Below are 25,018 nucleotides of genomic sequence, written 5' to 3' on the forward strand. Positions count from 1 at the left end.
GGTGAACATCAGGCAACCCTTTCCAGCGGCTTGCGCGCCACCACGTTGACCAGAGTTTCTTCCCGTTGTCCGAAGGGTTTTGGCTGGCGCAGGCCGAAGCGTTCGAGCAGGCCGAAATCCGTGGAGCGGCTCCACCACAAGTAGGGGTAGGACACATTCTGCGGGGTGAACTCAAAGCCCTGGTGGGCAATCATCTGCAGGTATTGCGCGGCGCTCTTCTGCACGTGCATGGGGTGGCGGAACAGCCAGCGGATGACCCAGGTGTCGATGTAGGCCTCGGTGGATTCGGCGAACAGCAGGTAACCGCCCGGCTTGAGCACACGGTAGAACTCGGCCAGGGCCTTTTCCTGCTCGACCAGGTGATGGAAGGTCTGGTGACAGAACAGCAGGTCGACGCTGGCGTCCGGCACCGACAGGGTGGCGCAGTCGCTGCCGATCAGCTCCACCGGCATGCCCAGGCGGGCCGCCTCGGCGCTGCTGACCTCAAGGCTGTGTGGGTCGGCATCGACCCCGATCAGGCGCTTGGGCGCGAACGTCTGGTGCAGGTGCTGGAACGATTTGCCCTGGCCGCAACCGGCATCGAGCAGCACCGGCTGGTCGGGCAACGGTTCGCTGAACAGGCTGCGCAGGTCATTGATCGCGACGCGCAGCACGTGGTGCTGCCAGGTGTGGCTGCGCAGGAACCAGAGGCCAAAGCGGGTTTCTTCGACGTAGTTGTCGCTCAAGTAATTCATGTTGCGTCCCTTGCACAGAGTTCTGACAGCATCCGCAGTCGGCGTTTGGGTTCGGCGACAAACGGGTTGCGTTCGTCCCAGGCGTAACCGGCCAGTATCGAGCTGATCATGCGGCGGATATCGGGTGAGCTGCCGGGATGATAAATCACATCCTGGAAGGTGCCGGCGTACCAGCCTTCGACGTAGCAGCGGAACGTGTCGACGCCACGCTTGAGCGGCTCGGCGAACTCGCTCTGCCAGTCGACGCTTTCGCCTTGCAACTGGCGGTGCAGGACGGCGACGGCCATGCTTGCCGAGCGCATGGCGATGGTCACGCCGGAGGAGAATACCGGATCGAGGAACTCCGCGGCATTCCCCAGCAACGCAAAGCCCGGCCCGTGCAGCGCCTTGACGTTGGCCGAATAGCCGCCGATGGCGCGTGCCGGGGTGTCCCACACGGCCTTGCCGAGTATGCCGGCCAGGCTGGGCGTCTCGGCGATGAACTGGCGCAGGCAGTCGTCCAGGTCCTGCGGGCGCGCAGCGAAGTGCTCCGCCGCCGCGACCACGCCCAGCGAGCAGCGGCCATTGCTGAACGGGATGGTCCAGAACCAGATGTCGCGCTGGGTCGGGTGGGTGGTGATGAGGATTTTCGTGCGGTCGAAGCCCGGATGGTCGATGTTGTCCTCGATGTGGGTGAACACCGCCTGGCGCACCGGGAAGTTCGACGGCGCCTCGAGGTCCAGCAAGCGTGGCAGTACACGACCGTAGCCGCTGGCATCGAGCATGAAATCCGCTTCGATCTGGTACGCGCTGCCGTCCTCGCGCTGTACGCCCAACAGCGGTTTTGCCCGCTCGATATCGACGCTGACGATGGTTTCGCCGTAGCGAATGTCCACGCCTTGCAGCGCTGCCTGATCGGCCAGCAGCTTGTCGAAATCGGCGCGCAGGACCTGGAAGGTGGTCGGTTTGCCGCCGCTGAAGGTGTCGCCGAAGTCGAATTGGCTGGTTTGCTCGCCCCAGGCGAACGCCGCACCGGTTTTCAGTTGGAAGCCGGCGGCGTTGACGGCATCGAGCATGCCGGCCTCTTCGACGAAGTCCAGGCAATGGGACAGCAGGCTTTCACCGATGGAAAACCGTGGAAAGTGCTGGCGCTCGATCACCAGCACGTCATGCCCCTTGCGCTTGAGCAGGGCGGCGGCGATGGCGCCCGAAGGGCCGGCACCGATGATCACGACCTGGCGACGTTCCATTTCAACGGTTGGCATGCGGACTCCTTTGCGATTCGGCAGCGTTCAAGGGCATTCGATGCATGCCGACCAAGGCCGGCATCAGCGTCGCGATCAGGCCCATCAGCATCAGCGCGAAATACAGCGGCGGGCTGATGAGCTGTTGTTGCAGCAGCAGGTTGAGAAAGACGATCTCGCTCAAACCGCGAATGTTCAGCAGCACACTTTCGCGCCAGCGGCTGGCACCGGAGAACGAGGCGCCGGCCCAGCCCAGGCCCAGCCAGTTGCCGAGCAGTTTACTGACCACCGGAAACAGCAGCAGCGCGCACAGCTGCAACCCGCTCAGGCTGTCCATGGCGCTGTGGACGTTGATCTGCACGATACCGAAGGTGAGGATCAGCGGGATCGCGACCCAGGTCTGCAAACGCGTGATCCAGTGCGCCGGCAGCGGCAGTACCAGCGGTACTTTCAGCGCGGCCATGCACAGCAGATAACCGATGCCAACAATCAATGCATTGAGCTTGTAGTGCTCGGCCATCACCAGCAGCGCGAAGAAGCCGATGCTGTACAGCTTTGGCTGGCGCAGACCTACGCCGCGCAGCAGCAATGGCACACCGGCGCAGGCTAGTGGCAGCAACAGACTGCTCAAGTGCAGGCTGCCCTGGGCAATGGCGAAAACCGTCCAGCAAGTGAGGTCGATCAGGATAGCGGTCTGTACCAGTCGGCGGGTGGCTGCGCTTGGGTAACCGATATGGCGCAGGTACAGATACAACACCGGGATCGCGGTAATGGCGAACAGCAAGCCGACCGCCAGCGAGCTGATCCAGGGTTGTGCCGGCAATAGCCAGATAGCCGTCGCCAGCCCGCAGGCGAACGGCACGCAAAAGCTCGGCAGGGCGATTTTCAGGCTCTGGCGATCGAGTCGCAGGTCGATCACGTCACTGAGGATAAACCCCAGCAACAGGGCGAAGCTCAGACTGTAGAGGTTTTTCAGCCAGCCCGGCGCCACCAGCGCCGCGCCGCTCAACTGCCAGTGCGGCTCGATCCAGAAGTACATCAGCAGCGGCAGGCCGATGGTGGCCAACAGCAATTGACTGACGATCGGGATCAGGCCGAAGTGCCGGCCCAGCCGCGTGGCCACGGCGAACAACGCCAGGGCCATGGCCCAGAACAACACGATCATCATGCTGCGGGCTCCGCGACGGTGGCGGCATGCGCCTGGCGACCGGCCCATGGCGCGAGCAGGAAGCTGAATGCCAGGCCCAGGCTCACCGACAGGCCAAAGTTGCTCACCGCCGGCGTGCTGGACACCGCCAACAGGCCGAACGACAGCCAGGTGGTCAGTGCGGCCAGCAGGGTGCCGAGCAGGCTGACGGCGGCACCACCGACCTGCTCGCGCATGAGGATCGCGTAGTCGACGCTGATCGCGGTGACCAGCAGCAGGCCGAACAGGCTGAACAGGGTCAACGGCTGACCGAGCCAGCCGAGGCTGGCGAGGCTGCACAACGCCGCCAGCAGCGGCAGGGCGACGATACGCAACGCACCACCAAGACCGAACGGCAGCATCAGCACCAGCACGATCAGCGCGCAGGAGGCGAGTTTCAGTTCGGCGGCACTGATCTGCGTCTGGGCGAAGACCTTGTTCAGGTCACCGAGGCGATCCACCAGTTGCACACCCGGCAGGTCCTGGACCTGCACCCGTAACAGCGTGGAGTCGTTGAGGCCTTGCAGGCTGACCATGGCGGCCACGCCGTCGTCGGTCGCACCCAGCCACAAGGGCCGGTAGGGTTCGGCCAACGGCCCGGTCAACGCGCTGTCGATGTCTGTGGTGGGCAATGCCTGCAACGTCGTCAGTTCGGCTTTCAGCGCGTCGAGGGGAACGCCCACGGCCAGCAGCGGTTGCCAGTGGCGGGGTAGCTGGCTCAGGGCCTCGCGCACCTGACGCTGTTCACTGGGTGGGCTGACCAGTTGATTGAGCGCCAGGTAACCGTTGAGTTTGTCCAGGTTGACCAACTGATCCAGGCGCTCGCTCAGGGCGGTCTGGCGTTCGAGCAATTGTTGTTGATCAGCGGCCCGCACCAGGAAGAACTGACTGGTGGGTTGATAGCCGGTGATGCGGGCGATGGCCCTGGCTTCGTCGGTCAATTGCGCCGGTGCGCCGATCCATTGGCGGATGTCGTTTTTGCTCTCGAGTTGCAGCAGGCCGCCCACACAGAAGGCAATCAGCAACGCCAGCAGCACTGGCGTCCGCAGGACCTTCAGCAGCGCTTCGCGTCGCGCCAGGAGAAATTCGCAGACCCGCAACGGCCACTGCGCCGGGCGCAGATCCGCACCCTTGAGCAGCGCAGGCAGCAGGCACACCGCCGACAGGTAGGCGCCAACCAGACCGGCGGCGGAGAACACGGCGATCTGGGTCAGGGCCGGGAACGGCGTCCAGGCCAGCGCCAGGTAACCGATGCAACTGGTGATCAGGCTCAGCGTCAGGCCGGACAGGGTCAGGCGCAACGCCGGCCAACTGTGCCAGGGACGCAGGCTCCAGCTCTTGGACAGGTAGTGCAGCGGGTAGTCCACCGCGACGCCGATCAGGCTGGAGCCGAGCACCAGCGTCATCACGTGCATGCGCCCGAACAGCGCCACGCAGGCCACCGCACCGAACAGCATGCCCACCAGTACCGGAACGAAGGCCAGCAACACCCGCCAGCGCCGGAAGGCCAGCAACAGCAACAGCAGAATGCCGACGGTGGCGCCGCCGCCGACCCAGGTGATTTCGCGCGTGGCCTGCTGCTGGCCGTTGGCGGCGTAGAGCAGGCCGCTGGCCGCCAGCAGTTGCACGTCGGCACGGGCCGCCTGTTCACGGCTGTGCTGGAGCAGCTCGGCCACTTGCAGCGGCAGGTTCATATCAAAGGCGTTGCCGGTGGTGCGTGCCCGCAGCAACACCCAGCTCTTGCCATCGGCATCGGCCACCAGCGCGCCGCTGCCGATGTCCAGTTGCACCGAGCCATGCTGCGGCTGGCTGTTCTGGATGCGCCCGGTCAGGCCCAGCCAGTCATCCTGGCTCGGCACCAGGCTGAACCCGGTGAAGGGGTCGAACAACGCTTGCACGCGCTGCTGGATAAAGGCGTCGGGGTGTTCGATCAGTTGCTGGCGATCGGTTTCCGAAAGCATCGCCAAACGACCTTGCAGCAGTTGCGTACGCAGTGCCGGCAGGTCGGCCTGCAGGGTCCACTGGACCTTTTCGAACAAACCGCTGGCCTGCCATTGCTCGCCCAACCGTTGCGCCATGGCGACGGCTTGCTGGCGATCGGCATGACCGACCAGCACCAGCATTTCGCGGTTCAGCGGCTCCTGCATGCGCTGTTCGGCGCGCAGTTCCAGGGCATCCGGCGCGGTGCCTGGCACCAGCTCCATCAGATTGGCCGACAGCGGCGCACCGTCGCGCCATTGCCAGCCGGCGAGCGCGAGCACTGCCAGCAGCAGGAGCAGAAACAGGCGTGGCAACGCGCGTTCACTCGGCAAAGTCGGTTTGCTCCGCATCGCTCAAGGGCAGGGTGCTGGTGCTGTCGCGCATGCGCAATAGCGTGCGATCGCCCTGGGTTTCCAGCAGTTCGATGCTGTTCACCAGTTCACCGCCGGTGATGTTGATCTGATTGAACACTTGCTTGAGCAGCAGCGAGCGTGGGACCAGCGCCAGGGTCCAATTTTGCGCATCACCGCTCAGGGACAGTTCGAAGTCCCGTTGCAGGCCGCTGCTGTCGCCTTGCAAAACGGCGAGGAACAAACGGTTCTGCTCGGCGCCGGCGCTCTTGCCCGGCAGCATTTGCCAACCACCGGCGTCACGCCGGGCGATGCCCTTGGCGGTGATGCGGTAATCCTGTTGCAGCGGGGTCTTGAGCAGCCACAGCAGTCCGTGGTTTTTCGCCAGAACGAAGGTGCCCTGGCTGGTCAGTGGCTGGGGCAGGGCACGCAGGTGTTTTTCCTGGGTGAACTGGCCGTGGATCACCTCGGGCCTGGCCAATTGATCGCTGAGCTGTTGCAGGTCGAATGCATGGGCAATCGAGGACAGGCACAACAGCGCCAGTGCGGCGAATAAGCGTTCGAACAGGTTCATGCCAGGACCCTTTCAACGGCATCGGTGAACACCTTGGGCGACGCCAGTTGCATCTCCCGGTTGCGCATGTCGACCGCCACCTGCACCGAGCTGGCACGGGTCAGGCGCTCGCCGGTCTCTACGTCGCTGATCAGGTAGCTGATCTTCAGGCGGTTTTCCCATTCCACCAGGTTGGCCCGCACGTTGAGCGTCTGGCCGAACACGGCGGCGCGCACGTAACGCAATTGCAGGTCGATCACCGGCCATGCGTAACCCGACTCGACCATCGCGTTGTAGTTGTGGCCGATCCGGTCCAGCAACGCACAGCGGGCGACTTCCAGGTACTTGATGTAGTGGCCGTGCCAGACGACGTTCATGCTGTCGACGTCGAAGAACGGCACGAGGATTTGCGTATCGGTGTGCAGAACGCCCTTGCTACGCATGCAACCTCCAGTGTTGTTCGCCAATGCGTTGCAGGCACAGGCGCAATTCGCCTTCCAGCGCGCGGTCTTCGATGACCGGGGCGAAGTCGCGGGCCAGCGCTTCGTGCATGGCGGCGAGGGCCGGTGGCAGGGGCCGCGCGTCCTCGGCCTGGCTGCGCAGCCACACGCCCTGGTTGGCCGCCAGCAAGGTCGCGGCGGCGACCTGTTCGGTCAGCTCCAGCACGCGGATCGCATCGCGGGCGGCGATGGTGCCCATGCTCACCTTGTCCTGGTTGTGGCATTCGGTGGAGCGCGAGAACACGCTGGCCGGCATGGTGTTTTTCAAGGCTTCGGCGGTCCAGGCGCTGGCGCCGATCTGCACGGCCTTGAAGCCGTGGTTGAGCATGGCGCGATCCGCCGTGGCCCCGGACAGGTTGCTCGGAAGGCCATGGTTGTAGCGCTCGTCAACCAGCAGCGCGAGCTGGCGATCAAGCAGGTCGGCGACGTTGGCCACCAGGTTTTTCAGGCTGTCCATGGCGAACGCGATATGGCCGCCGTAGAAGTGCCCGCCGTGCAGCACGCGTTCGGCTTCGGCGTCGATGATCGGGTTGTCGTTGGCGCTGTTGAGCTCGGTCTCGATGAACGAGCGCAGCCAGTTCAGGCTATCGGCCAGCACGCCGAGCACGTGGGGCGCGCAGCGCAGGGAATAGCGGTCTTGCAGGCGATGCAGCGGTGCGGTCGGCGCGTCGATGGCCAGATCCTGACGCAGCCATCGGGCAACCTGCATCTGCCCCGGATGGGGTTTGGCGGCGAACAGGCGCTCGTCGAAGTGTTCCGGGTTGCCCTGCAGGGCGACCACGTTCAACGCGGTGATGCGCGTCGCCAGTTGCAGCAGGTAATCGGCGCGGGCATAGGCCAGGCAGGCCAGGCCGGTCATCACGGCGGTGCCGTTCATCAGCGCCAGCGCTTCCTTGGGGCGCAACACCAGCGGCTGCCAGCCCAGTTCGCGGTGCACATCGGCCGCCTGGCGGCGTTCGCCGCGATACATCACTTCACGTTCGCCGGACAGGGTCGCGGCCACGTACGACAGCGGCGTCAGGTCACCGCTGGCGCCGACCGAACCCTCTTCGGGAATCAGCGGCAGGATGTCGTGTTCGAGGAAGGCTTGCAGGCGCTCCAGCAGCTCGACGCGCACCCCGGACACGCCGTGGCACAGCGACTGCAAGCGCGCGGCCAGCACCGCGCGGGTGGCCTGGGCGTCCAGCAGCTTGCCCAGCCCGCAACCGTGGAACGTGAACAGGTGCTGCGGCAGCGCCTCGACGTGATGCAACGGCACCGCCACCACGCAGGAGTCGCCATAACCGGTGGTCACGCCATAGATCACGCCTTCCTTGTCCAGCAACGAATCGAGGAAGCGCGCGCCCTTGGCGATGCGCTCGCGGTAGGCCGGGTCGTCCTGCAATCGCGTGGGCACCTGGCGGCTGGCCAGCGCGCGCACGTCTTCGATGCGCAAAGGGAGTTCGCCGAAGGTTACCGGCTCAAGCGTTGGCGTCGTCATCGGTCTTCCAGAAAGGGTAAAAGTTGAACCATTGTTGGGGCGCCTCAAGGCAATAGTGGCCCAGGCGTTCGGCGTAGCGGGTCGCCCATTGTTCTATGACCTGTTCGCGCTCGTTGCGTTTCCAGATGATGGCGTCGGCGAATGGCTCGAGGGTCAGGCGATAATCGCCATCGGCTTTCTTCAGGCACAGCAACAGGTTGACCGGGCACTTCAGCAATCCGGCCAGCAGCCACGGCCCTTGCGGGAACCTGGCTGGATGGCCGAGGAAGTCCACGGTCACCGTGCGTGCGCCATGCAGCGGCACGCGATCACCGGCAATCGCCAGCCACTCGCCGCGCTCCAGGCGTTCGTGCAGTTGCAGCATGATCACCGGGTCCAACTCGCTGACCTGGATCAGCCGCAGGTTGGTCGCGCCGGCTTCACCGAGCAGGCGGTTGAACTGCTCGGCGTGCTTGGTGTGCACCAGCACGTTCATCGTGACCTTTTCGCCGATTTCCGCCAGCGCCCGGCAGACTTCGAGGTTGCCCAAGTGGGCGCCCACCAGCAATTGCCCGCGGCTGCCGCGCAACTGATTGCGCAGCAGGGCCGGGTCGATGATTTCGATCTGGTCGATGCTCAGCTTGCCGTTCCACACGTCGAGCTTGTCGAGCATCGAATCGGCGAAGGCCATGAACTGGCCGAACACCCGCCAGTGGCTGGGGCGCAATTGGGCGCGACCGCTCCAGTCGGCCAGGCGCTGCTGGTACTGCCAGGCGCTGTGGCGGGCGCTGCGGCCGAATAGGAAAAAGTACAGGACGATGCCGTACAGCAACGGGCTGAGCAGGCGACGGCCGAGCACTTTGGCGGCGAACGCGGTGAATTTCATCAGCCAGAAGCTGCCGCGCTCCTGGCGGTCGGCCCAGTGTTGCTTGTCGACTTCGTCGCTCATGCGCGCCACCGCCGCCAGAGGATCACCGGAGCACGCAGCAACATGCCGAAAAACAGCCGGGTGTGCATGCTCGAAATCAGTACGTTGTCGTGGAACATGCGAAAGTGCGAGACGCCATCCAGCGGGTAATGCACCTTGGTGGGCAGCCAGCGCATCGGCTGGTTGCGCCAGGCCAGGCGCACCAGGATGTCCGAATCGAAGTCCATGCGCTTGCCGATCCGCGCCGAGTCGATCAGCGCCAGCACCGGCGGTAGCGGGTAGACCCGAAAGCCGCACATGGAATCGCGGATCTGCAGCGACAGGGTGTTGATCCACACCATCACGTGGGTCAGGTAGCGCGCGTACAGGCGACCTTTGGGCACGCTGTCGTCATACTGCGGGTAACCACAGATCAGCGCGCGGGGGTGGGCCCGTGATTGCGCGATGAACACCTTCACGTCCTGCAAGTCGTGCTGGCCGTCGGCATCCACTTGCAAGGCGTGGCTGAAGCCCAGGCGCGAAGCTTCGCGCAGGCCGGTCATGACCGCACCACCCTTGCCCTGGTTGGCGGCGAGGCGAATCAGGTAGACCATTTCGCGCTGTGCCAGCCGATCCAGCACCGCCGCGCAAGGTTTGTCGCTGGCGTCGTCGACCAGAATGCACGGCAGGCCGCAGTCGATCAGTGCATCGACCACGGTGGTGATGGCGGTTTCGTGGTTGTAGACCGGGATGATGGCGCAGGGGCTATGCATGTCCGTGTACCTCAGCTAAACCGAGGTGACTGCATCGCGAGCAAGCCCGCTCCCACAATGGACAACGCGCCCCCCTGTAGGAGCGAGCTTGCTCGCGATCGAGTGCACAGCACTCGCCAAAAACCTTAAACATCCAAGGCCTCCAGCAATATCCGCCCACTGGAACACGTCGCCGTCTCATTGCGATAAGCGAAATACACCTTGCCGCGAGCCGGGTCGTAACGCAGGTGCAACTGAATTTCATCCCCCGGACGCACCAGTTGCTGGAATTTCAGCACTTCCATGCCGGCGAATTTCGGCGGCAGGTCCATCAACTGCTGGCCCAGTTGCAGCGCCCATTCCACCTGCACCACGCCGGGCAAGACCGGGGCCTGGGGGAAATGGCCGCTGAAATAGGCCAGGTCCGGCGGCACCGCCAGCTGCAGGCTCCACTCGCCTTCGGTTTCGCTCTGCTCGAGAACTTCCGGTGCCTTGGGACGCGGCGCCATCAGCAGCGCTTCCACGTCAGCCTGGGGCAGCTTGCCCTGAGTGTTCAACGGCAACTGCCGCAGCAGGCGCCAGCGGCGCGGCAGGGCAAGGGCTTCGCAATGCTGGCTCAGGTGCTGGCGCAGCGCCTGGGTAAGCGCGCGCCGCCCCAGGTTGCGCAGGGCATGCAAACCCGTTTCGCTGAGGACCAGCAGCGCACCCAGCGAAGCACGATTTTCCTGGACCACGCCCAGACGCGCCTCGGCGACCCATTCATGGTCCATGAGTGCCTGTTCCAGCATCGGCAGGGAAATGCGTTTTTCTTCCAGTTTGACGATCCGGTCCAGGCGACCCAGCAGTTCGAAACGACCATCGGCGGCGATTCGCGCCGCATCGGCGGTGTGCTCGATGTGACCGGATGGCAGGTACGGCGAGGCGATCAGCAGCGCGCCGTCACTGTCCTGGCTCAATTCGACACCGGCAAAGGCTTGCCACAGCGCATCGCCCTGGCGCCAGGCGATACCGCCGGTTTCCGAGCTGCCGAGGATTTCCGTCGGCCATTGTTGCAGGCGTTGCTGCAGGCTCTGCGCTGCCTCGGCGGGCAAGGCGCCGCCCGAGGAAAACACCCGGCGTACCGCGCTCAAGGCTGGCCAGTCGAGGTTGTCGCCCATGCGCTTGAGCAATGCCGGGCTGGCGACCCAGGCAAATGCCGGATGCTCGCGGCTGGCACGCTGCAAGTCTTCGGGGAAGGCCAGTTGTTTGCGCACGAATGGCCGGCCGGCGCACAACGGCCACAACACACGGAACAGCAGGCCGTAAATATGTTGGGTGGCGACGCTGCCAATTACCCAGGCATCCGCCAGGTCAGCGCCCCACAGTTGCTCCAGGGCCTCGACTTCGTTGGCCAGCTGGCGCAGGGTCTTGTCGATGCGCTTGGGCTCACCGCTGGAGCCGGAGGTGCACAGGCTCAACGTGCAGTGATCGAGGTCGAGGGCAGCGGGAGTCGCTGGCGCCTGGCGATAATCGTCCAGGTGCGCATCATCGACCTGGTCGGTCAGCCACAGATCGACGTCGTTCGCCCAGCGCTGGCGGGTCTGCGGCTGCAGGTCGGCCGGCAGCAGCACGCTGACCCCGGCACGCCACGCGCCAAGCAGGGCAATGGCCAGGTCGGCGGCGTCTTCCAGGTGCACGGCGATGCGCCGCACGCCCTGGGCCTGCAACGCGGCAGCCAGGCCCAGGGCCTGTTCGCACAGTTGCGCGTGATCCAGCGACGGCGCGGCCGTCACGGTGCGTTGTGGTTGTGCCTTGAGCAACAGCTGCTCAAGTTTTATCCAATTCATGGGCGGCCTCGTACCCGTTGTCGTATGAGCCATTCAATGGCAAACATCAGGCCGATCAACCCGTAGGAAATCAGGCCGGTGTACAACATCCACCAACTCAACGGCGCCCAGACGGTCAGGGCGGCCGCGCATAATCCGTTGCAGAAGAAAAACACGCACCAGGCGATGGTGACCTGCCGGGTGTAGCGAACGCCCTTGGCCGGCAAGTCGGGCTCACGCAACCGCGCCACGCGCTCGATCATCGGTGGGCCGTATTTCAGGCTCAACCCGAACAGCACCAGCATGAAGCCGCTGATCAGCACCGGGTACCAGCGCAGCATGGCAGGGCTGTCGAACAGCGCCAGCAGCAGGCAGAACACGATGGCGACGCTGGCCATCCACAGGCTGCCGGGCTTGCGTACCCCGGTCAGCGCCCGCGCCAGCCACAGGCTGCCCAGCAACAGGCCGAACTGCCAGGGCGCGAAATGCTCCATGCCGAAATACACCGCGAAGGGGTACAGCAGGCCCGCCAGCAGCAGGCCGAGGCCGATCAGTCGCCTCATGCGGCTGGTTGCACCAGACGGTAGACCGCCTCGACCACATCGTTGACGGTGCGCACCGACTTGAATTCTTCGGCGGCGATTTTCTTGCCGGTCTGACGCTTGATGTGGTCGATCAGGTCGACGGCGTCGATGCTGTCGATTTCCAGGTCCTGGTACAGGTTGGAATCGAGGCTCACACGTTCACGGTCCAGCTCGAAGAGTTCGACCAGGGCATCGCGCAGGGTGTTGAAAATGTCTTCACGAGTTTGCATGTTCCGGTCTCAAGCTGCCTGTTTTGCAGTGACGAACGCCGCAAGGCTTGCCACGTTGCTGAAATGGTTACGGGTGTCCTTGGCGTCGGCGTCGATCTTGATGCCGTACTTTTTCTGGATCGCCAGGCCCAGCTCCAGGGCGTCGACGGAATCCAGGCCCAGGCCTTCGCCGAACAGTGTCTGATCGTCGCCGATGTCCTGGACACTGATGTCTTCAAGGCCCAGGGCATCAATGATCAGTTCTTTGATTTCACGGTGTAGATCGCTCATCTTCGGCGAGCTCCTGAGTAAAGTAGTGATGCAGGTAATCGTTGAGCTTGCGCGAGGCTTGAGGCGCCGGTCCTTGCGCAGCGAAGGCCTGTGGGTCTATATCGGCGCCCACGCAGAAACTGAAGTGCACGCGCCGTTTGGGAATTCGATACCAGGGGTCGGCCTTGGTCAGGGTGGTCGGATTGACCTTGATCACCACCGGGGTGAGGATTTTCGCACCGCGCAGGGCGATCGCTGCGGCACCCCGATGAAAGGCCGGTGCTTGTCCAGGCTGGGTGCGCGTGCCCTCGGGAAAGATGATCAGGGTCTGGCCACTTTTCAAGGCGTCGGCGGCGGCGTCGAGCATGTCCATGCTGCCATCGTTGCTGATGTATTGGGTGCGCCGCAGCGGACCACGGGTGAAGGGGTTTTCCCACAGGCTGCTCTTGACCACGCAGTTGGCATGGCGCACCAGGCCGATCAGGAAAACCACGTCGATCAGCGACGGGTGATTGGCGATGATCATCTGTCCCGGGCGACCGAGGTTTTCCGCACCGCGGATGTCGTAGGTCAGCACGCCGCTGCGCGCCATGATCCGCACGAACAGCCAGAAACAGCGGCTGACGGTCTTGCGTGCGCGCAGCCGATGGGTTTCCGCATTGCCGGGCAGGCAGGCCAGAAGCGGGAAAATCACCAGGCGCAGGCACAGGCCGGCGATCCCGAACAGGGCAAAGCTTGCGGCAGTCGCCAGCCAACGCCAGTAATAGGCGTCGCGGTTTTTTTCGCTCACAGGTTGCGTTGCCAGGTCCATACGCGATTTTTCCAGGCATGTTGGCAGGTAGTGTGCTGGCCGAGCAGGGCAGGCAAGAGATTCAGGGCATGCGGCCAGTGGGCTTTGGACAACGTATCCGGGGTGCTGTTCAGGGACAGCTGCCAGTCGTTGCCGGGTGTCAGCAACAAACCGACCGCGTAAGGAAACGGGACATCGTCGATCCAGTTGCCATAGGCCTCGGGCGGCTGTTCTTCGGTAATGATCAGCAGCACGGCGGGGGCTCCCTCCGCCAGCAGTGCGGCAGCCTCCAGCATGCCGTGTTCCAGACCGTCGCCAGCGGCGGCCAGGGCTGTCATTTCGCTGGTCTCGCCACGCATGATCGACCACAGGCCAATGACCGCGTTATGCACCGAAAGGCTGAACTGGGTGGGCGACAGTGGCTGCTCGGCCGCCAGGTCGCTGAGAATGTCGAAGGTGCGTGGGGTTTCGCCGTGCCGGGAAATAAAGACCAACGGTAAATCGGACCGACCATCGGCCAATGGCCAGCCGACGCTGAACGCCATTCGGGCGAGGCGGCTGAGCCTGCGCCGTTGCATGGCCGGCAGAAAGGAAACGTCGGGGGCGGCGTCGCTGCCTTGCGGCGTGATCGGGTGTTGGCTCCAGGCCTGCCAGTCTTCGGCACTTTCGAACCCGGGAGCCCAGGCGCGCCATTGGGCGATGTTGAAGTTGATCACAGGCATTCATCCCGCCCCTGCGGGCTTTCTTGACGCGGCGAGTCGAAAAACAGCGGTTCACCTGACGTGACGCTGCGCGCAGAGTGGCGCGCATTATCCCGGTGCGGCGAGCACGTAGCAAATGCTGGTTACATTTTGCTCAACGAAGTTTACCGTCTGGTGAGTGCGTTGCTGTGGTACGCCGATTATCCATGTTGCATTGGCTGTTTCTATCAGCCTTGAGAGCGTTTTGCGGGCGAGATTTCGGCTTTTGCGGTGAGGGGGCGTACCGAACGATGTAGTCCTTCTGCCAGGGAGGTAGCAAAGCGGCGCCGTGGACTACTACACTCGGTCATTCTTTAGATACACGGAGGTTTTGACATGCGGCGCGTGGTGTTCAATCAGAAAGGTGGCGTGGGCAAATCCAGCATTGCCTGCAACCTGGCGGCGGTCAGCGCCAGCGAGGGTTATCGCACCCTGCTGGTGGATCTCGATGCCCAGGCCAATTCGACTCAATACCTCACCGGCCTCACGGGTGAAGACATCCCCATGGGCATTGCCGACTTCTTCAAGCAGACGCTGTCTTCGGGGCCTTTTTCGAAGAAAAACCGGGTCGATATCTACGAAACTCCGTTCGATAACCTCCATGTCATCACCGCCACCGCCGAATTGGCCGACTTGCAGCCCAAGCTTGAGGCCAAGCACAAGATCAACAAGCTGCGTAAATTGCTCGAAGACCTGGACGGGGAATACGACCGAATCTACCTGGATACGCCGCCGGCACTGAATTTTTACGCGGTTTCGGCGCTGATTGCCGCTGATCGCGTGCTGATCCCTTTTGATTGCGACAGTTTTTCCCGTCAGGCGCTGTATGGCCTGCTGTCGGAAATCGAGGAATTGAAAGAGGATCACAACGAGGGGCTGGAAGTCGAAGGGATCGTCGTCAACCAGTTCCAGGCCCGCGCCAGCCTGCCCCAGCAGATGCTCGACGAGTTGATCGCCGAGGGTTTGCCGGTGTTGCCGGTGTATCTGAATTCGTCGGTGCGTATGCGGGAGTCGCATCAGGCCAGCACGCCGCTGATTCATCTTGACCCGCGACACAAGCTGACCCAGCAGTTTCTTGAGTTGCACAATCTTCTGGAAAGCGCCTGAACCCACCGGCCCCTGTAGGAGCGAGCTTGCTCGCGATGGCGGCCTTCCGGTGTACATATCCATTGCCGCCGGCCGCTTCAGGTTCCGCCCCTGTGGGAGCGGGCTTGCCCGCGATGGCGGCCTTCTGGTGTACATATCCGTTGTTGCTGGCCGCTTCAGGTTTCGCCCCTGTGGGAGCGGGCTTGCTCGCGATGGCGGCCTGACGGGTGTACATATCCATTGCTGCGGTCACGCCTGCTATTGGTTCCGCCCTTACGGCGGGTTACTTTGTCGCGCCAAAGTAACCAAAACGCCTGGCCCCTGACGTACGGCCCTTCGCTGACGCTCAGGGTTCCCTCGCTCCGGTCCTGCTCCGTGGGCCCGCCGCCATCGGCCATCCTTGGCCGAGGGCGGCTAACCCGGCATCCATGCCGGGTTGCCCACTGCGCAGAACCTCCACTCGGCCTTCCGACGGGGCAATCTGCGTCGCCTGTGGAATCGTGGTTTTGCTTTCTGTAGGAGCGAGCATGCTCGCGATGGTGGATCAGGCGCAGCGGGCTTTCAGGCAGCCCGCGTTATAAAGGCAGTCTAAATCCCCTGGCTGCGCAGCCAATTCATCAATTGCGGCAACGGAAACGCTCCGCTCTGGCGCGCCACTTCCCGGCCATTTTTGAACAGGATGAGGCTCGGAATCGAGCGGATCCCCAGCTGCGCCGACAGTTGCTGGTTGGCTTCACTGTCCAGCTTGGCCAGCCGGCACTTGCCCGCCAATTGTGCGGCCGCTTGCTCGAACACTGGGGCAAACGACTTGCAGGGCCCGCACCAGTCCGCCCACACATCCACCAGCAGCGGCAGGTCGCCCTTGATCTGGCTGGCGTAGTCACCTTGCTTGAGTTCGAAAGGCTTGCTCAGCAGCACTTCGGCCTTGCAGCGACCGCACTTGGGCTGATCGCCCAGGCGATCGGCGGGAATGCGGTTGAGGCCGTTGCAGTGCGGGCAGGGAATGAGGAGTGGGTCGGTCATGATCGGGCTCTTTGCTGTGGGCGGTTCATGCCGGTTATCTGGAGTCTCTGATGAGCATTATCAAGCACTTTTTCGCGTGCTACTTTGATGCCCTAATCGAGAGTTCGGAGTTGTCCCATGGATTTGGATGTGATGAAGCAAATGGAGCCGGATGTTCAGGAAGAGTCACTGGCGCGTCCCGAGATCAAAACCCGTTACAGCGTTGCGCAGCTCTTGGAAGGTGCCGAGGAGTTGGCCGGCCTGAATGCGCAGACCGCTTCTGCCTGTAATGGGAACTCGACGGGGCGCGAGCTCCCTATCTAAATTGACCTCCTCACGACGAACAACTGATCTCCAGATGCTTGCCCCATTCCGGTGGCCGTTTGGCGTAGTTGTCCATCCCCGGCTGTTCTTCGAACGGCTTGCTCAGCACCGTGTGCAGTCTTCGTACTTCTGAGTAGTCGCCTTTTTCCGCTGCGTCGATGGCGTTCTGCGCCAGGTAGTTGCGCAGGATGTAGAGCGGGTTGACCGCGTGCATGCGCTGGCGGCGTTGGGTCTGGTTCGGTTCGCCGTCGCGGCCTGCCCGGGCGACGTAGCCTTGGGCCCAGGCATCGAAGCCCTTGAGGTCGACGAAGTCATCGCGCAAGCGCGCCACCGCCTGCTCCGGGGCTTCTTCGCCCAGGCGGCGGAAGAACAGGGTGTAGTCGACGCCGCTGTTCTGCATCAGTTGCAGCAGTTGCTCCACCAGTTGCTGGTCGTCGTCTTCGCCAGTGGTCAGGCCCAGGCGGCGGCGCATCAGGTCCAGGTAGTGGGCCTGGTACAGCGGCAGGTACAGGCCCTGGGTTTCGCGCAGCGCCTCGACGCTGATGAACGGCGTCAGGGCCTGGGCCAGGGCGCTGAGGTTCCACTGGCCGATCGGCACCTGGTTGCTGAACGAGTAGCGGCCCTGGTCGTCGGAGTGGTTGCAGATGAAGTTGGCGTCGAAGTCATCGAGGAAGGCGAACGGGCCGAAGTCGAAGGTGATGCCCAGGATCGACATGTTGTCGGTGTTCATCACCCCGTGGCAGAAGCCGTAGGCCTGCCACTTGGCGATCAGCTCGGCATTGCGCTCGACGACTTCGCGGAACATCGCCAGGTACGGTTCCGGCTGTTCAAGGCATTGTGGGAAGTGCATCGCCAGCACGTGCTCGCCGAGGGCTTTTTGCTGCTCGGGGCGCTTGGTGTAGTAGAAGTACTCGAAGTGGCCAAAGCGCACATGGCTCGGCGCCAGGCGCAGCACCATGGCGGCGCGCTCCTGTTTCTCGCGCCACACCGGCGTGTCGGAGCCGATCACGCACAGTGCGCGGGTGGTCGGGATGTTCAATGCGTGGAGCGCTTCGGAGGCGAGAAATTCGCGGATCGACGAACGTAGCACCGCGCGGCCGTCGCCCATGCGCGAAAACGGCGTCTGGCCGGCACCCTTGAGGTGCAGGTCCCAGTGCTCGCCGGCCTGGTTGTACACCTCGCCCAGCAACAGGCCGCGGCCGTCGCCCAGTTGCGGGTTGTAGGAACCGAACTGATGCCCGGAGTAGACCATCGCCCGTGGCACTGCGTCGGCCCAGAGCTTGTGGCCGCTGAACAGCTCGGCAAATTCCGGCGTTTGTGCTTCGGCCGGGTCAAGGTCGAGCAGCGCCATGGCCGCCGGACTGGCGACCACCAGTCGCGGATTGTCGATGGGCTCGGGCAGCACGTGGGCGGAAAACGCGTCGCCCAGGCGGTCGAAGCGGTTATCGAAAGTCAGTTCGTCGAGGGCTTTCACCGGCCATCTCCAGCAGAATGTCCGAGCATTCTGCTAGGGATAGGGGCGTTAGTCGAGCTTGGCCGGTGGTGGCTCTTGCAGCGGTTTGTTGCCTGGCAGCGGCACGATGGTTTTGGCTTCCGGTTCGATCGGCACCATTTTGTATTCCTGGCCGTGGGTGTTTTTGAGGTAAACCTCCATCTGCCGGAACGAAATGTTGATGTGCTGTTTCTTGAACTCGCGGTTGATGAAGCGGTTGACCTCGTCGAGCACGGGGTTGCGGTCGCCGAGGTCGCGCACGTGCATGCGCAGCTCGTGGTCGAGGGTGCTTTCGCCGAAGTTGAGGAAGTACACGTGCGGCTCCGGTTCCTTGAGCACCCGCGGGTTTTCCCGTGCGGCCTTGAGCAGCAGTTCTTTCACCAGGTCCAGGTCGGAACCGTAGTCGACCCCGAGTTTGAGCGTCACCCGGGTGATGGTATCGGTCAGCGACCAGTTGATCAGTTGCCCGGTAATGAACGTCTTGTTCGGGACAATGATGTCCTTGCGGTCGAAGTCGGTGATGGTCGTGGCGCGGATGCGGATCTTGCTGACCGTGCCCGACAGGTTGCCGATGGTGATGGTGTCACCGATCCGCACCGGGCGCTCGAACAGGATCATGATCCCGGAAATGAAGTTGGCGAAGATCTCCTGCATGCCGAAGCCCAGGCCCACCGACAGCGCGGCCACCAGCCACTGCAACTTGTCCCAGCTGACGCCGAGGGTCGACAGGGTCGAGACGAAACCGACACCGGCGATCACGTAGGACAGCAGCGTGGTGGTCGCGTAGGCACTGCCCTGGGCGAGGTCGAGCTTGGACAGCACGAACACTTCCAGCAGGCCCGGCAGGTTGCGCGCCAGGGCGAAGGTGATGCCGATGATGATCAGCGCACCCAGCATGTCGCCGATGCTGATCGGCACCATGCTCATGTTGGCGCCGGTGCCGCTGGTGTATTCGTAGAGGGTGACGTTGTCCAGGTACGAGAACACCGAGATCAGGTCCGACCAGACCCAGTACAGCGCCGCGATGAAGCCGCCCAGCAGGGCCAGGCGAATCAGGCGCAGGGACTGTTCGTTGACCTTTTCGATGTCCAGGGTCGGCTCTTCGATCACCGCCTCGCCGTCGCCGGCTTCTTTGGCTGCCTGACGCTTGGCCAGGGCGCGCTGGTAGGCGAGGCGCCGTGCCGCGACGCTGAGCCCGCGCACGAAGGTGGCTTCGATCACCAGCCAGAACATCAGCAGGTACAGGGTATTGATCAAACGGTCGCTGAGCTTCAGCGCGGTGTAGTAGTAGCCGAAGCACACCGCCACGAACAGCGCGATCGGCAGGGCCGTGAACATGACCCCGACCGCCTTGCGGAACAGCGAGGCGTTCTTGTGGGTCGGGCTGCTGATCAGCAGGCGGCTGAGCAGCAGTGCCATCAGCGCGTAGCAGGTCAGCACCACCGGCATGCCGAGCACGTCGTCGGCCAGTGCCGCCGGTTGCAGTTCCGCCACCGCGACCACCGCCACCAGGGCCATGACCACCAGGCCGAGCCGGCGAACCCAGGCTTGCAGGAATTCGACCTGGGGCTTTTCCCAGCGGAAGTGCAGTTCGGCGACGCCACCCGGGGCGAGGATCCGGTAGGCGGTGTAGAACACCAGCCAGGCCATGGCCATTTGCAGCAGCGCCGCGCCCATGTTGGCGTTCTGCCCGCGCGCGTCGATTTGCAGCGCCAGGCCACACAGGGCCAGGCCCAGGGCGACGGGCAGCGCCAGCAGGATATTGATCAGGATCGCCTGGGGCGTGTGCAACTGGCTGTCACGCTTGAAGTGGCCGATGTCCTGGTGGACCTTGTTCAGGCGTGCGTACAGGCTTTTGCGCCGCCACAGCAGGGCGCCGATCAGCAGCACCAGCGGCAGGAACAGCAGCGGCCGCTGCGTCAGGCCGTCGCTCAACTCGCTGACGCTGGAGGCTAGCGGCAGGGTGGCGATCTGGCGTTGCAGGCGCTCGGGCACGCCGCGCATCCATTCCGGGTCCAGCGGCTTGTTGCTCGGGATCCAGAACATTTGCTCGTCGAGTGTCGCGCGCAGGCTTTGCGCGGTGCTCAGCAGTTGTTTCTGGTTGAGTTGCAGGGTGATGGATTCGTTGAGCACCGCGCTGAGTTCGCGGTTCAGGCGTTCGAGCAGGTCGGCGCGGGTGGTGGCCAGTTCCAGCAGGCTCTTGCGCAATTGCTGGGTGACCTGCTCGGGCGGCTGGGTCGACAGCAGGTTATCGACATAGGTGGCCGGGTTGCTGAGCAATTCGCGCTGCTGGCTCACTTCGAACTGATACAGGCGAATGTCGGCGATCTGGTCGGCGAGGTCACGATCGACCTTGAGGCGCGGCAGGCCCTGCTTCTGCTTGTAGAGAATCTTCGACAGCAGCAGGCTGCCCTTGAGTACGTTGATCTGCTCGTCCAGGGCCGCGTCGCTCTGGGTCACGTTGTCCAGCAACTGCTTGGTTTGCAGGTTCTGCTGGGTGACGACGTTCAGGCGGTCGGTGCTCTTGAGCAGGTAGTCGGACAGCTTGAGGTTGGCCGCGCTCTCGCTGGCCAGCAGGGCGCTGCCGCCGGACTTCTGCGCTTCGATGGACTGCTGCGTCACGGTTTCCTGGGACTGGGCCAGGCGCTTCTGGTTGATCAGGGTTTGCAGTTCCTGGATTTCCCGGTCCAGGCGGTCGGATTTTTCCGTGAGCAGGTCATGCTGGCTGTTACCCAGGTCCTGCAACTGACTGTTGCCGGCCAGTTCCTGGCGGCGCAGCGGGATCAAGGCATTGAGGGCCGCCAACTCGGCGTTGAGCAAGTCGCGCTGCTCGCCGCTCAAGGTCTTGCCGGCATCTTTACCGGCCTTGAGGATGTTGTTGATCTGCTGGATGCGCGTCTGGCTGCTGGAAATTTCCGCCTGGGCGCGCTCGGGACGGGTCTGGGCGGTGATGACCAGGCTGTTGGCATCCGCCAGGGCCTTTTGCATGTCGCTTTGCTGGGTCGAACGCTCGGTGAGCATCTGTTCCAGCTGGGAAATGGACTCTTTGGTGAAGCGCTGGGCCACCGGTGGCACGCTGGTGGCCTTGAGCCGGGTCAGCTCGCGCTGGTTCTCGATGGTCTGCTTGGGAGCGGTGGCCAGTTGCTGCTTGATGTCGGCCAGCTTCTGCTCGTAGTCACGCTGATTGCCAAGCTGGGTCAGGGTGTTTTGCAGAATGGTCTGCAAGGCTTTCTGATCGGCTTCCGGCAATTTGCGATCGGCGATCTTGTCCAGGCTGGCCTGTACGGTTTCGCGGGACGGCGGTTCGGCCGCTTGCACAGAGCCGACGATAAGGCTCAGGCCCAGCAGGGCCGAGATGAAAAAGGTACGCAGGGTCGACATAGATTTCGATCGGGAACAAAAGGCGAAGTGTGGAGTTTAGAGGAAGAGTCCGGGACCCGGGCGACTTCCTTCGGGGAATCTGACGCCCACTTTGCCGATCTTGTTCCCGTCCATGACCGCGACGGTCCACAGGGTGTTGTTCCAGTCCACCTGGTCGCCGACCACCGGTGCACCCCCGACTTTCTGTGCAATGAAGCGACCCAGGGACATGTCCGGGTCGATGCCTTCGACCTTCAACCCGTACAGGGCAGCAACCGCGGCCAGCTGGGCGTCTCCTTCGAGTACGAAGTCGCCGAAGAAGCGCAAATCCAGACCCCGTTGCGGTGCCTGGCTGAACAGTTTTCCGAGGGCCGGCAGGTTGTGTTCATGGCCGATTACACACAGCAAATCATCGACTTCCAGCACCGTACTACCCGACGGATGGAGCAATTGTTGACCACGAAACAGGGCTGCGATCCGGGTGCCTTCGGGCATTTTCAGCTCGCGAAGGGGTGAACCGATGCACCATTTCTCGGCGCCGAGGCGATAAACGAACAACTCCCACTCGCTGGTGACGTGCACTTCCAGGGCGGCGCGGGAGATCGGCGCCGGCTCGGGTGGAACGGTCACCTTCAGCAGCTTGGCCACCCACGGCAGGCTGGTGCCCTGCACCAGCAGCGAGACCAGCACGATGAAGAACGCCAGGTTGAAGTACAGCTGGGCATTGGGCAGCCCCGCCATCAGCGGGAACACCGCCAGAATGATCGGCACCGCACCGCGCAGGCCGACCCAGGAAATGAAGGCCTTCTCGCGACCATGGAACGCCTTGAACGGCAGCAGGCCGGCGATGACCGACAACGGGCGTGCCACCAGGATCATCCACAGGGCCAGGCCCAGGGCGGGCAGGGCGATAGGCAGCAGGTCATGTGGCGTGACCAGCAGGCCCAGCACCAGGAACATGCCGATCTGCGCCAGCCAGGCCATGCCGTCGAGCATGTGCAAAATGCCATGACGGCTGCGCACAGGACGGTTGCCGATCACCAGGCCGCACAGATAGACCGCCAGGAAGCCGCTGCCGTGCAGGGCGTTGGTCAGGGCGAATACCACCAGGCCGCCGGCGATGACCAGGATCGGATACAGGCCGGTGGCCAGGTTGATCCGGTTGACCAGTTGCAGCATCAACCAGCCGCCACCCAGCCCGATCACGCCACCGATACCGAATTCGCGCACCAGGTGCAGCAACAGGTCCCAGTGCAAACCGGTCTGGCCGCTGGCGAGCATGTCGATCAGGGTCACGGTGAGGAACACCGCCATCGGGTCGTTGCTGCCCGATTCGATCTCCAGGCTGGCGGTCACCCGTTCGTTCAGGCCCTTGCCGCCCAGCAGCGAGAACACCGCCGCGGCGTCCGTTGAGCCGACGATGGCGCCGATCAGCAGGCCCTGGATCAGGTTCAGGTCGAACAACCAGGCGGCGACCATGCCGGTCAGCCCGGTGGTGATCAACACCCCGACCGTGGCCAGCGACAAGGCCGGCCAGAGCGCCACGCGGAAACTCGAGACCCGGGTGCGCAAGCCACCGTCGAGCAGGATGACTGCCAGCGCGAGGTTGCCGACCAGGTAGGCCGTCGGGTAGTTGTCGAAAATGATGCCGCCGCCATCGACGCCGGCGGTCATGCCCACGGCCAGGATGATCACCAGGATCGGGATGCCGAGGCGCGAGGACAGTGAGCTCACCAGAATGCTTGCACCTACCAGCAACGCGCCGATCAAGAACAGGCTGTTGATGGTTGTCGCATTCAAGGGCAGTACTCCAGAAAGCTGAAAAGGCGGGCACAAACTGACCATGTAGTCTGCGTGCCAGCGATTCTAACCTGTTGAAATGTGATGCTGTCAAACGGGTTTGAACACTGATCGTTCCCACGTGCAGCAAAGGAACGCAGCCCGGGACGCTCTGCGTCCCGACAGCCGAACGCGGAGCGTCCATGGAGGCATTCCCACGCTGAGCATGGGAACGATCAAACGTCAGGCCGAATGGTTAAAGGCTGAACCGCCCCACCATCGTATTCAGATCCACCGCCAGGCGCGACAGCTCGTTGCTGGCCGCACTGGTCTGGTTGGCGCCGGTGGCCGATTGCACCGACAGGTCACGAATGTTCACCAGGTTGCGATCCACTTCACGGGCCACCTGCGCCTGTTCTTCGGCGGCGCTGGCGATGACCAGGTTGCGTTCGTTGATCTCGACGATGGCGCTATTGATGGTGTCCAGCGACAGGCCGGCGCCGCGGGCGATGTTCAAGGTCGACTCGGCGCGCTCGGTGCTGTTGCGCATCGAGTCCACGGCCTGTTCGGTGCCGTTTTGGATGCTGCCGATCATGCGTTCGATTTCGCTGGTCGACTGCTGGGTGCGATGAGCCAGCGCGCGCACTTCATCGGCCACCACGGCAAAGCCGCGACCGGCTTCACCGGCACGGGCCGCTTCGATGGCGGCGTTCAGGGCCAGCAGGTTGGTCTGGTCCGCCAGGCCACGGATCACATCCAGCACCTTGCCGATGTCGCGGGATTCGTTGGCCAGCTCGCCAATCAGGGTGGCGGTGCTCTGTACGTCGGTGCTCATGCGCTCAATGGCGCTGACGGTTTCCTGCACCAGATCACGGCCGTCACCCGCCGACGTGGTGGCGTTCTTCGACGCTTCGGAGGTGCTCACCGCGTTGCGGGCCACTTCTTCCACGGCACTGGTCATCTCGTTGACGGCAGTGGCGGCCTGTTCGATTTCGTTGTTCTGCTGAGTCAGGCCACGGGCGCTCTCGTCGGTGACGCTGTTGAGCTCTTCGGCGGCGGACGCCAGTTGCGTGGCCGAACCGGAAATACGTTGCAGGGTGTCGCGCAGCTTGTCCTGCATCTTGGCCATGGCGGCCAGCAGGCGGCCGGCTTCGTCCTGGCCATCGACGGTGATCGGGCGCGTCAGGTTGCCCTCGGCGATCGTTTCGGCGGCGCTCAGGGCGTTGGCGATGGGCTTGGTGATGCTGTTGGTCAGCAACCAGGCAAACAGGAAGGTCAGGGCGGTCGCGATGACCAGCAGGAGCACGACCAGATTGAACGCCGTATCGTACTGGTCGGCGGATTGCTGGTTGGTGTCGAGGGTTTGCTGGGTGTTGATCTCCAGCAGCTTGGCCAGCACGGTGTTGATGGCCTCGGAGTTGCTCAACAGGTCAGTGTTGAGCAGGTTGCGCAGGTCATCGACCTGATTGCTGCGCGACAGGGTCTTCATCCGGTCTTCGATCTGGCGGTATTGCCCCAGCAGCTGCACGTATTGATCGTAGGCGGCGCGCTCTTGCGGGCTGGCGATCAGTTTTTCGTAAATGGCCTGGGCGGTGCGGATCTGTTGGTTGCGCATGTCCAGCAGGTCCATGGTCTTCTGCTGGACGTCCGCCTCGCGGTTCACCAGCAGGCGGTAGGAGAGCACGCGCAGGCGCAGGGTCAGTTGGGTGAACTCGTCGAGCGCCTTGATGCTGGGCACGCTGTTGCTGGCAATGTCCTCGGCGGCGCCGCGAATCTTGCTCATCTGATTCAAGGCGAACACGCCGAGGATCATCATCAAACCGCCAATCAGGGCAAAGCTGAGGAACGCCCGCGGGGCGATATTCGTATTACGAAGGGACATGGTGGGTACCGAAAATGAGCGCGCCCGTGCGGCGCTGAAACTGAGGTCTGC

22 protein-coding genes are annotated in these 25,018 nt (G+C 63.4%); 2 read left to right on the plus strand and 20 right to left on the minus strand.

The genetic code is table 11. The annotated features are described in order from the left end of the window. Window positions 1–8: 8 nt before the first annotated feature. The 15 genes from ABVN20_RS15925 to ABVN20_RS15995 form a co-directional block, all read right to left on the minus strand. Window positions 9–734, minus strand: coding sequence for a class I SAM-dependent methyltransferase (locus ABVN20_RS15925; protein WP_368556663.1), 726 nt, complete (start codon window positions 732–734; stop codon window positions 9–11). Continuing rightward, window positions 731–1,978: an NAD(P)/FAD-dependent oxidoreductase gene (locus ABVN20_RS15930; protein ID WP_368556664.1), complete on the minus strand. Its 1,248-nt coding sequence runs from the start codon at window positions 1,976–1,978 to the stop codon at window positions 731–733. Before ABVN20_RS15930 ends, ABVN20_RS15925 begins: the two co-directional genes overlap by 4 nt. Next, window positions 1,965–3,125 carry a sodium:proton antiporter gene (locus ABVN20_RS15935; protein WP_368556665.1) on the minus strand — a complete coding sequence of 387 codons (1,161 nt, stop codon included), beginning with the start codon at window positions 3,123–3,125 and terminating at the stop codon, window positions 1,965–1,967. The genes ABVN20_RS15930 and ABVN20_RS15935 overlap by 14 nt, the downstream gene beginning before the upstream one ends. Then, on the minus strand, window positions 3,122–5,473 hold the full coding sequence (locus ABVN20_RS15940; RefSeq protein WP_368556666.1) for an MMPL family transporter: 2,352 nt from the start codon (window positions 5,471–5,473) through the stop codon (window positions 3,122–3,124). Before ABVN20_RS15940 ends, ABVN20_RS15935 begins: the two co-directional genes overlap by 4 nt. Beyond that, the gene (locus ABVN20_RS15945; RefSeq protein ID WP_368556667.1) at window positions 5,445–6,047 is read right to left on the minus strand and encodes an outer membrane lipoprotein carrier protein LolA; all 603 of its coding nucleotides are present in this window, start codon (window positions 6,045–6,047) and stop codon (window positions 5,445–5,447) included. The genes ABVN20_RS15940 and ABVN20_RS15945 overlap by 29 nt, the downstream gene beginning before the upstream one ends. After that, window positions 6,044–6,469 (minus strand): acyl-CoA thioesterase, encoded by a 426-nt coding sequence (locus ABVN20_RS15950; protein WP_368556668.1) that lies wholly within the window; start codon window positions 6,467–6,469, stop codon window positions 6,044–6,046. Before ABVN20_RS15950 ends, ABVN20_RS15945 begins: the two co-directional genes overlap by 4 nt. Then, a complete protein-coding gene (gene hutH, locus ABVN20_RS15955; protein WP_368556669.1) occupies window positions 6,462–8,006 on the minus strand; it encodes a histidine ammonia-lyase in 1,545 nt (514 codons plus the stop codon). The genes ABVN20_RS15950 and hutH overlap by 8 nt, the downstream gene beginning before the upstream one ends. Beyond that, the gene (locus tag ABVN20_RS15960; RefSeq protein WP_368556670.1) at window positions 7,987–8,934 is read right to left on the minus strand and encodes a glycosyl transferase; all 948 of its coding nucleotides are present in this window, start codon (window positions 8,932–8,934) and stop codon (window positions 7,987–7,989) included. Before ABVN20_RS15960 ends, hutH begins: the two co-directional genes overlap by 20 nt. Continuing rightward, complete coding sequence (locus ABVN20_RS15965) at window positions 8,931–9,665, minus strand: glycosyltransferase family 2 protein (RefSeq protein ID WP_368556671.1); 735 nt, start codon at window positions 9,663–9,665, stop codon at window positions 8,931–8,933. The genes ABVN20_RS15960 and ABVN20_RS15965 overlap by 4 nt, the downstream gene beginning before the upstream one ends. Before the next feature lie 125 nt (window positions 9,666–9,790). Then, window positions 9,791–11,470 carry an AMP-binding protein gene (locus tag ABVN20_RS15970; RefSeq protein WP_368556672.1) on the minus strand — a complete coding sequence of 560 codons (1,680 nt, stop codon included), beginning with the start codon at window positions 11,468–11,470 and terminating at the stop codon, window positions 9,791–9,793. Continuing rightward, entirely contained in the window at window positions 11,467–12,012 is a 546-nt protein-coding gene (locus ABVN20_RS15975) for a hypothetical protein (protein ID WP_368556673.1), read from the minus strand. Before ABVN20_RS15975 ends, ABVN20_RS15970 begins: the two co-directional genes overlap by 4 nt. Continuing rightward, window positions 12,009–12,263 carry an acyl carrier protein gene (locus ABVN20_RS15980; protein WP_368556674.1) on the minus strand — a complete coding sequence of 85 codons (255 nt, stop codon included), beginning with the start codon at window positions 12,261–12,263 and terminating at the stop codon, window positions 12,009–12,011. The genes ABVN20_RS15975 and ABVN20_RS15980 overlap by 4 nt, the downstream gene beginning before the upstream one ends. Window positions 12,264–12,272: 9 nt before the next feature. Further along, the gene (locus ABVN20_RS15985) at window positions 12,273–12,533 is read right to left on the minus strand and encodes a phosphopantetheine-binding protein (RefSeq protein ID WP_192307628.1); all 261 of its coding nucleotides are present in this window, start codon (window positions 12,531–12,533) and stop codon (window positions 12,273–12,275) included. Next, a complete protein-coding gene (locus tag ABVN20_RS15990) occupies window positions 12,514–13,323 on the minus strand; it encodes a lysophospholipid acyltransferase family protein (protein WP_368556675.1) in 810 nt (269 codons plus the stop codon). The genes ABVN20_RS15985 and ABVN20_RS15990 overlap by 20 nt, the downstream gene beginning before the upstream one ends. Continuing rightward, on the minus strand, window positions 13,299–14,024 hold the full coding sequence (locus ABVN20_RS15995) for a beta-ketoacyl synthase chain length factor (protein ID WP_368556676.1): 726 nt from the start codon (window positions 14,022–14,024) through the stop codon (window positions 13,299–13,301). Before ABVN20_RS15995 ends, ABVN20_RS15990 begins: the two co-directional genes overlap by 25 nt. A gap of 354 nt (window positions 14,025–14,378) precedes the next feature. Between ABVN20_RS15995 and ABVN20_RS16000 the strand changes: the two genes are divergently transcribed. Further along, entirely contained in the window at window positions 14,379–15,149 is a 771-nt protein-coding gene (locus ABVN20_RS16000) for a ParA family protein (protein WP_368556677.1), read from the plus strand. Window positions 15,150–15,716: 567 nt separating this feature from the next. On the opposite strand, the gene trxC is transcribed toward ABVN20_RS16000, so the two are convergent. Then, entirely contained in the window at window positions 15,717–16,151 is a 435-nt protein-coding gene (gene trxC, locus ABVN20_RS16005) for a thioredoxin TrxC (RefSeq protein WP_368556678.1), read from the minus strand. 117 nt (window positions 16,152–16,268) lie between these two features. On the opposite strand from trxC, the gene ABVN20_RS16010 reads away from it, so the two are divergent. Next, window positions 16,269–16,454: a hypothetical protein gene (locus ABVN20_RS16010; RefSeq protein ID WP_368556679.1), complete on the plus strand. Its 186-nt coding sequence runs from the start codon at window positions 16,269–16,271 to the stop codon at window positions 16,452–16,454. 10 nt (window positions 16,455–16,464) lie between these two features. Here the strand turns inward: ABVN20_RS16010 and selO are convergent, their stop codons facing one another. The 4 genes from selO to ABVN20_RS16030 all read right to left on the minus strand — a co-directional run bounded on the left by selO (window position 16,465) and on the right by ABVN20_RS16030 (window position 24,967). Continuing rightward, window positions 16,465–17,928, minus strand: coding sequence for a protein adenylyltransferase SelO (selO, locus tag ABVN20_RS16015; protein ID WP_368556680.1), 1,464 nt, complete (start codon window positions 17,926–17,928; stop codon window positions 16,465–16,467). Window positions 17,929–17,976: 48 nt separating this feature from the next. Then, window positions 17,977–21,327, minus strand: a complete 3,351-nt coding sequence (gene mscK / locus ABVN20_RS16020) for a mechanosensitive channel MscK (RefSeq protein ID WP_368556681.1) — start codon at window positions 21,325–21,327, stop codon at window positions 17,977–17,979. A 36-nt stretch (window positions 21,328–21,363) separates the two neighbouring features. Further along, entirely contained in the window at window positions 21,364–23,106 is a 1,743-nt protein-coding gene (locus ABVN20_RS16025; RefSeq protein WP_368556682.1) for a potassium/proton antiporter, read from the minus strand. 235 nt (window positions 23,107–23,341) lie between these two features. Then, on the minus strand, window positions 23,342–24,967 hold the full coding sequence (locus tag ABVN20_RS16030) for a methyl-accepting chemotaxis protein (protein WP_368556683.1): 1,626 nt from the start codon (window positions 24,965–24,967) through the stop codon (window positions 23,342–23,344). Between the last annotated feature and the right edge of the window lie 51 nt (window positions 24,968–25,018).

Origin of the sequence: Pseudomonas sp. MYb118 (genome assembly GCF_040947875.1) — a bacterium.
Classification (GTDB): Bacteria; Pseudomonadota; Gammaproteobacteria; order Pseudomonadales; family Pseudomonadaceae; genus Aquipseudomonas.

Coding starts and splice junctions, on each gene's coding strand:
- ABVN20_RS15925 (WP_368556663.1), bottom strand. CDS start 734: ATGAATTACTTGAGCGACAACTACGTCGAAGAAACCCGCTTTGGCCTC.
- ABVN20_RS15930 (WP_368556664.1), bottom strand. CDS start 1,978: ATGCCAACCGTTGAAATGGAACGTCGCCAGGTCGTGATCATCGGTGCC.
- ABVN20_RS16030 (WP_368556683.1), bottom strand. CDS start 24,967: ATGTCCCTTCGTAATACGAATATCGCCCCGCGGGCGTTCCTCAGCTTT.
- ABVN20_RS15945 (WP_368556667.1), bottom strand. CDS start 6,047: ATGAACCTGTTCGAACGCTTATTCGCCGCACTGGCGCTGTTGTGCCTG.
- ABVN20_RS15995 (WP_368556676.1), bottom strand. CDS start 14,024: ATGCCTGTGATCAACTTCAACATCGCCCAATGGCGCGCCTGGGCTCCC.
- ABVN20_RS15940 (WP_368556666.1), bottom strand. CDS start 5,473: ATGCGGAGCAAACCGACTTTGCCGAGTGAACGCGCGTTGCCACGCCTG.
- ABVN20_RS15970 (WP_368556672.1), bottom strand. CDS start 11,470: ATGAATTGGATAAAACTTGAGCAGCTGTTGCTCAAGGCACAACCACAA.
- ABVN20_RS15975 (WP_368556673.1), bottom strand. CDS start 12,012: ATGAGGCGACTGATCGGCCTCGGCCTGCTGCTGGCGGGCCTGCTGTAC.
- ABVN20_RS15950 (WP_368556668.1), bottom strand. CDS start 6,469: ATGCGTAGCAAGGGCGTTCTGCACACCGATACGCAAATCCTCGTGCCG.
- ABVN20_RS15985 (WP_192307628.1), bottom strand. CDS start 12,533: ATGAGCGATCTACACCGTGAAATCAAAGAACTGATCATTGATGCCCTG.
- ABVN20_RS15980 (WP_368556674.1), bottom strand. CDS start 12,263: ATGCAAACTCGTGAAGACATTTTCAACACCCTGCGCGATGCCCTGGTC.
- ABVN20_RS16010 (WP_368556679.1), top strand. CDS start 16,269: ATGGATTTGGATGTGATGAAGCAAATGGAGCCGGATGTTCAGGAAGAG.
- ABVN20_RS15965 (WP_368556671.1), bottom strand. CDS start 9,665: ATGCATAGCCCCTGCGCCATCATCCCGGTCTACAACCACGAAACCGCC.
- ABVN20_RS15990 (WP_368556675.1), bottom strand. CDS start 13,323: ATGGACCTGGCAACGCAACCTGTGAGCGAAAAAAACCGCGACGCCTAT.
- hutH (WP_368556669.1), bottom strand. CDS start 8,006: ATGACGACGCCAACGCTTGAGCCGGTAACCTTCGGCGAACTCCCTTTG.
- trxC (WP_368556678.1), bottom strand. CDS start 16,151: ATGACCGACCCACTCCTCATTCCCTGCCCGCACTGCAACGGCCTCAAC.
- ABVN20_RS15960 (WP_368556670.1), bottom strand. CDS start 8,934: ATGAGCGACGAAGTCGACAAGCAACACTGGGCCGACCGCCAGGAGCGC.
- mscK (WP_368556681.1), bottom strand. CDS start 21,327: ATGTCGACCCTGCGTACCTTTTTCATCTCGGCCCTGCTGGGCCTGAGC.
- ABVN20_RS15935 (WP_368556665.1), bottom strand. CDS start 3,125: ATGATGATCGTGTTGTTCTGGGCCATGGCCCTGGCGTTGTTCGCCGTG.
- ABVN20_RS16000 (WP_368556677.1), top strand. CDS start 14,379: ATGCGGCGCGTGGTGTTCAATCAGAAAGGTGGCGTGGGCAAATCCAGC.